General features: G+C 63.2%; 4 protein-coding genes. 2 read left to right on the top strand and 2 right to left on the bottom strand.

The genetic code is table 11. The features are described from left to right. Positions 1-1215 (top strand): OmpA family protein (locus tag EOA86_RS16540; RefSeq protein ID WP_245497291.1); only part of this gene is annotated, 1215 nt, incomplete at its 5' end. 418 nt (positions 1216-1633) lie between these two features. On the opposite strand, the gene EOA86_RS16545 is transcribed toward EOA86_RS16540, so the two are convergent. Together EOA86_RS16545 and EOA86_RS16550 are read right to left on the bottom strand one after the other, a co-directional pair. Next, a complete protein-coding gene (locus EOA86_RS16545) occupies positions 1634-4069 on the bottom strand; it encodes an SAM-dependent methyltransferase (protein ID WP_164891783.1) in 2436 nt (811 codons plus the stop codon). An 11-nt stretch (positions 4070-4080) separates the two neighbouring features. Beyond that, the gene (locus EOA86_RS16550) at positions 4081-4872 is read right to left on the bottom strand and encodes a protein-L-isoaspartate(D-aspartate) O-methyltransferase (protein WP_245497292.1); all 792 of its coding nucleotides are present in this window, start codon (positions 4870-4872) and stop codon (positions 4081-4083) included. A 1319-nt stretch (positions 4873-6191) separates the two neighbouring features. On the opposite strand from EOA86_RS16550, the gene EOA86_RS16555 reads away from it, so the two are divergent. Next, a partial coding sequence (locus EOA86_RS16555) for an NADH-quinone oxidoreductase subunit H (protein ID WP_206630043.1) occupies positions 6192-6705 on the top strand: 514 nt, incomplete at its 3' end.

Consider the following 6705-nt stretch of genomic DNA (forward strand, 5'->3'; position numbering starts at 1 on the left):
GAGGAACGCCAGAAGCGGCGCAAAGAGCGCGAAGCCGCCAGACAGCGCAACGCCGAACCCGAGCCGGCGATCACCGAGGAGCGCGTGAAGCGGCGCAAGGAGCGCGAAGCGGCGATGCGTCGTCCCGAAAACGCCGCCAGGCTCTTCGACAGCGCCAAGGAAAAGCCGGTGAGGCGCAAGCCGGGCGGCGCCGAGCCGGATCAGCCCGCTCGGGCCAGGGCCGAGCGGCTGCCCGAAAGCGACGCCGCGGCGCAGGCGCGAGCCTCGAGAGATCCAGTGCAAATCGGCTCCGTCATCTCCGAGGAAGGCCGCCGCATCGAACGCCCGCGCAGGGAGCGTCCCGAGGTTCCGCAGGGCGCGGAACTCGTGCGCGAGGTCAACAACCGCTTCATCTTCCGAACCGACAACACCTATTTCATCGAGCGGCCTCGCGAGGAGCGCTTCATCATCGACGCGCGCGAGGTCTACTACGAGGAACTGCCGCGCAGCCGGCAGCGCGAGGTTGTGGTCCGTCCCGACGGGACGCGGATCGTCACGATCCGCAACCGCTGGGGAGATGTCGTCCGCCGTGTGAAGATCCTGCCCGACGATCGCGAGATCGTCCTCGTCTATGTCGAAGACGACTATTACGACGAGGTGCTGGAATGGCGCGATCCCGGCCTCGACCTGCCGCCCCTCGACCTCGACATTCCGGTTCGCGACTACATACTGGACGCGGAATGGGTTGAGGACCCCGAAGACTACTATACATTCCTCGACCAGCCGCCGGTCGAGCTGGTGGAGCGCACCTACTCGCTTGACGAGGTCCGGCGTTCGGCGCGCATCCGCGACAAGGTCAGGCGCATCGATCTCGATATCATCAATTTCGAGTTCGGCTCGGCCCAGATCCCGGAGAGCGAGATCGGCAAGCTCGAAGGCGTCGCCGAGGCCATGCAGCGCCTGCTCAAGGAGAACCCGGGCGAGACCTTCCTGATCGAGGGTCACACCGATGCGGTCGGGGCGGAGGTGGCGAACCTGGCGCTGTCGGACCAGCGGGCCGAGGCGGTGGCGACCGCGCTGACCAACGTCTTCGACATAGCGCCCGAGAACATGGAGACGCAGGGCTATGGCGAGCAGTACCTGAAGGTTGAAACCCAGGAGCCCGAACGCGAGAACCGGCGCGTCGCGATCCGCCGCATCACGCCGCTGGTCGCACCCGTGGCGAGCTCCGAATAGGCCCCACCCTTGTTTTGAGCCTGCCGGGAAGGTAGCGCCAGGCTCAGCGTATCGAGCGGGCCAAATAGACGACACGCATCCAGCCCGGTCAAGATCCGCTTCCGCCACCTGTTGCGATATTGAGGTCGAAATCGAGCAACAACTGGATTGGGTCAAGCCCTGCCCTGCTTGAGTGAACCGGATTAATTGGCGCCGAGGAAGTGGGCGGCGCCCGGGCGTGTTAGAGCTGGCGAAGACCTTGCCGGACGGGCCGATCTCGTGGATGCGGCCTTCAGGTATGAAGGACGGCGCGGCTGGCGAAACGCATTGCATTGAGTGACCAGCGTTATGCCGTCGGGACGAGGGCGAGCACCTCGGCAACCAATTCGGGGTCAAGTGCGGAGATCGTCGATGGCGCCCCGGTTAGGCGCGAAGAACCTCACGACCGGAAAGGGATCGTGGTTCGGAACCGATTTGCAAGCAAGGCTGGGGCGACAAGATAAAGGACCATGGCGATCATCACGACGCCGGAGAACCCGATATGCATTGCAAGCAGCGTGGCGAGAATCGCGCTCAGCACGGACGCACAGCCGTTGATTCCCCACGCCCAGGGAATGAATGTTTCCGAACGCGCGCCGACATGCCCGAGGCCGAGGGGAAACGGCATGCCCATAAAAAGAGCGAGCGGCGCTATGAGAAGGAGCGCGATGGCGATCTTCGCGGCGTCCGGGAACGCCAGCAGCCTTTCGAATACTGAGGGTAGCGCGAGAAGGTAGGTGGCAGCCAGGACCGCGATAACCCCGACAGCGAGGGCGATGCCGCGCACCGCCGATCCGCGCCCGACAGCCGCTGCCCAGCGTGCGGCAACGGCGCTACCGAGACCGGCGAAGGCGAGGAAGCCCGCAAGCACGACAGCGACAGCGTAGAACGGATGACCGAGGAACAGCACAAAGCGCTGGATGAAGGCGATTTCGATGAAGAGGAAGGCTAGCCCCAAGGCAAGGAAGTAGAGCCCGAAGCGCAGCCGGTGCAAAGCTTTCCCGAGCGCGTGTCTGCGAATCCATAGCGGCAGGAGAATCAGGACGGCGCTGAGGATGGCAGCCTGGACCAGAGTCGTCACGAGGATCAGGTAGCTCCAGTCGAGCATCGCTGCCCCGCCCTGGGTGCGCAGGGCTAGGAGTTCGGGCAGGGCGCGCCAGCGGAAGAAGTCGAAGAAATAGGGCCGGTTGTCGGTGGCCGGTGCGATGGCGAACTTGTAGCGCTCGATGAAGTCGGCGCACTCAGGGCCGAGGAGGGCGAGGGCTCCCTCGTAGAGATATTCCTGATCGAGCTGGTTGAAGTGGTTCACATCGCTCGCGGAGATGCCTGGCACCCAAGAGATGTCGAAGAAGTTCTCGGCCGCGAAGCTGCGAATGGCCGCAATGTCTTCGCCTTTGAAGGGCGACTTGGCGACGAGCAAAGTAGCGGTATTCCAGCTCCGGATCAGCGCCAGGTGCCGGCCCGGCTCGGCCACGCCTTCCGCCTTGAGCGCTGCTATGGCGGTGGCCAACAGCTTAAGGCTGTCACGCGGCGGCACTCGCAGCCATCGTGTGATAGCGACGACACCATCTGGTCTGAGAATCGCTAGGTAATCCCGCATTGCCTCCACGGTATAGGTGTAATTTTCATGCAAGCTCTGCACGCCGGCCGCGGCCGCGCTGAAGGAGTCAAGGAGCGGCATCTGGATCAGATCGTAGGGCTCGCCGGCAGTCGCAGCGAAGGCGCGCGCCTCGGCCAAATGCAAGCGCAGGTTCGGTCGGCTGAAGATACCGCCAGCGAAGTCGGCGAAGCGATTCCGAGCCAAGTCGATCATTTGCGGGTTGACCTCTACCGCATCCACCGTATCGGCCCCGGCGCGCAGCGCCAGCAGCACCTGCTCGCCGCCCCCGGCGCCGAGGATTAGTACCCGCGGCCGCTCGAGGATGCGGTACGGCAGCGCCGCCGTTGTCCGGTCGAGATAGGCGACCTTCGCCGGATCGCCTCCATAGGCGGTAATCGCCGCAATACTGTCGCCATCGGTGAAGACGGCGAGTTGCGCAGGCGGCTCTTGGGTGTTGGCTAGGCTGAGGCCAGGCGCGTAACGGAAGGGGACGGTCGGACTCTCGACAACCGTCAGCAACCCGAGCGGGCTCGACCGCTCCTCGATCACCCGCGCGTTCGGAACCTCCAGGGCCATGCGGAGGCCCTTATACTGCGACATATGCGGCTCGGGGGCCACCCAGGACGGCGGTAGCGATACTGCAACGAACGCCGCTGCCAATCCAAGGCCGCCCGCTGCGAGCCACCGATGGCGGACCATGCCGAACGCGGCAAGGGCAGCCGCCGCGAATGCCAGTGCTGCAACGAAACGCAGCGCCGTAGATGGGAAGACCAGGAACAGGAGCCCGACGATACCCAGCGCACCGATCCCTGCGCCGGCCAAGTCGAAGGCGTAAACGCGTCCGATCTGTCCGGGATGGCGGCAGAAAGCAAGGCCGACGCAGGTCGCGCCAAAGAAGAACGGCAGGATCAGAAGCGCATAGCTGGCCGCGAGCCAACCGAGCTGCCGCGGATCCCAGATGATCTCGAGCGCGTTGAACGGCAGACGTTCGGCGATGGCGAAGCTGGCTACGGCGGTCATGCCGAACAGCGCTGCCGACGCCGCGAAAGCAGCCGGGTACCGCTCCACTAGCCAGCGCTGGGCGAGCGCAATGAACGTACCGCTCGCACCGAAGCCCAAGAGCGCGATGCTGATGATCATGTAGGCAAAATGGTGCCATTGAACGATCGAAAACAATCGCATCAGCAGCAATTCGTAACCGAGAACCGCTGCCGAAATGAGACCGACTGGTAGCATGCGGCCCGCTCTCACCGGGAGGGACCTCCCCGCAGCGGAACGAAGCTCACCGGCAGCAGCTGCCGGGTCGTGATGCCTCCGCCTAGTCGCTTCTCGACGAGCATGAGAAACTGGGTTGCAAAGGGGCCTCCCACGGGGATGACCATCCGACCTCCTTCAGCGAGCTGCTCGACAAGCGGCGGCGGGATGTGGCTGGCAGCCGCGGTCACTACGATGCCGTCGAAGGGCGCGTGCTCAGGCCAGCCGTAATAGCCGTCGTCCACCTTCACCTGAACGTTGTCGAAGCGGGGCACCGCAAGTCGTGCCGCTGCCCTCTTGCCCAGTTCCGGGATAATTTCGATCGAGTAAACCTTGGCGGCGAGGGGCGACAGGACGGCTGCCTGATAGCCCGAGCCGGTGCCGATCTCGAGGACGGTGTCGCCAGGCCGGGCATTGATCAGGTCGGTCATAAGCGCGACGATAAAGGGCTGCGAGATCGTCTGACCGTGCCCGATCGGCAGGGGCCGGTCATGATAGGCCGCGCCGCGCTGCGCCTCGGGTACGAAACGGTCGCGCGGCACGGTGCCCATTGTCTTGAGCACCGCCGGATCGATTCTGTATGCCGCGGAGCGGGCGTGTCCCTTTATCGTCTCGATCATGGCCGCACGCTCGGCTGCGCGGTCCTGGGCGGGCGCCGATGTCGAAACGAAGGCGGCGAAACTCGCGAGAAACGCGGCCAGCAACGCTCGGCACTGGGCTAGAGCACTCATGAACCTCTCCTGGCCCACGACGTCGAGAACAAAGGCGGCGGCTTTTTGAAGCAAACGCCGCTCCGATCTCACACCAAACATGTCGCGGCACCAGGTCCGGATCAACCCCGTTGGAGGTTGGTGGTGCGCCAGAAGGCGTCTTCCGCCTCAGGCGGCGACCGCAAATGGGACGGCAAGCAGCCTGACTGCATTATGCATCCTTCAGGGGTACCAGGGACCTTGCGGTTACCTGCCTGCAAGTCCGCTATCCACTTCATTGCAGCCCCTCCGACGAATCGACACAAAGGTCCGGAGCGGGTCATGTCGAGACCTCAAGCAGGACTCGCCAAGCGGCTTTGGCGCAGACCAAATCAGCCGATTTGCACGCCAGAGTACGCCGTAGCTCCCCCACGACGGTAATGCCTCTTTACGCCCGGCTCCGACCGGGCTTGAGATAGTCTAGTCGTTGGAAGGAAGCTGAGAGCCGTAAGAGCAGCCAACATCGAACGGAGACCAACTGGGCGCCGAATCTGCGCTATCGCCGACCGATTGCCCCTTACTCCCACTCGATTGTCTACTGCCCTCATAGCTTATTGATTAGATAGAATTCTAATTGGCGTTCCTTCGAATACCGTCAACAATACCGTCACAAAATGGCTTAAATCCAAATCTGCGACGGAGCACCTCGCAGTATCCGAAACACCGCCGATCGCCGCAGGGCCGTGCAGTGTCCTGAGATACCATCTTTCTGTTGGCCTCTGCTGTAGGGATGCCTGTCAGATCGTTAGCTCGGGATCGTGCTGCTTGCCAACCGGGTTTTTTGTGCTCTGACGGGTCCATGGGCTGTAGCGCGGCTTTTGTTCCCATCGCGGCTGAGGAAGCGGGTCGTCAGTCAGGAAATGACCGATAGCATTGACAATGCACCAAACCCTCCTCGCCTTTGGTCCGTTGGACCGATGGCGCTGCCGAGATTTCCCATTTCTCGTCTGCGTTGTCGGTCTCTTTTTTGGCCGGGCGGGCGGCAACTCGTTCGGATTGCCCTTTAAGTGGGGGAGCGTCACCTGCACCGATTAAGCGGTTCAGTGCCCTGCGTTCTGGCCCTTAGGAATGTGTCTCGTGCCGAATGCCGTTGTTGAACGGTAAGAAGGGGGCTGTTTGTGGAGGCGTTCAGTATTAGGCGCTGGGGCCATCTGGTCCCGTCATTGCGTGCCATTGCTCGATGTGCGGGCCCGTTTGAGCGCCAAGCGACACACACCATGGCCAGCAACGGTAAGACTGTGATACCATTGCACAAGTTGCGTCGTCGCCGCCGGCAGACTGTCGTTCCGCGAAGCCGGACAAGCGCAGTGCTCAGTATCGTAAGTCTCAACCCGATGAACAAGTAGCCGCGGATTATGGAACTTGTCGTCGCCCTTGGCCTGATCGCCTTCAAGGTCGCGTTGCTGATTGCGATCCTGCTGCTGCTGCCTTTGCCGCTGACCTGGGTGGAACGCAAGATCGCCGGGCACATCCAGCAGCGGATGGGGCCGATGCGCGTGGGGTGGCACGGGCTGCTGCAGCCGGTGGCGGACGGCATCAAGCTCTTGACCAAAGAGGACCACATCCCGGCCGAAGCCGACCGCTTCCTGTTCAAACTGGCGCCGATCCTGGCGCTCGCCCCGCCCTTCGTGGTGTTCGTCGCGATCCCCTTCGGCGAAAGCGTCTCGGTCCTCGGCGCCGAGATCACGCTCTACGTCTCCAACATGAACGTGGCGCTCCTTTTCGTCTTCGCGGTGATCGGGATCGAGGTCTATGGCGTCATCTTCGGCGGCTGGGCCGCGAACAGCAAATACGCGGTCCTGGGCAGCCTCAGGACTTGCGCGCAGATGATCAGCTACGAGATCCCCATGGGGTTCGCGGTCATCGGCG

This window comes from Mesorhizobium sp. M5C.F.Ca.IN.020.32.2.1 (assembly GCF_004023105.1).
GTDB lineage: Bacteria > Pseudomonadota > Alphaproteobacteria > Rhizobiales > Rhizobiaceae > Mesorhizobium > Mesorhizobium wenxiniae.

Excerpts from the sequence above, each read along its gene's own strand:
- EOA86_RS16545 (WP_164891783.1), bottom strand. The coding sequence starts at position 4,069 with ATGCTACCAGTCGGTCTCATTTCGGCAGCGGTTCTCGGTTACGAATTG.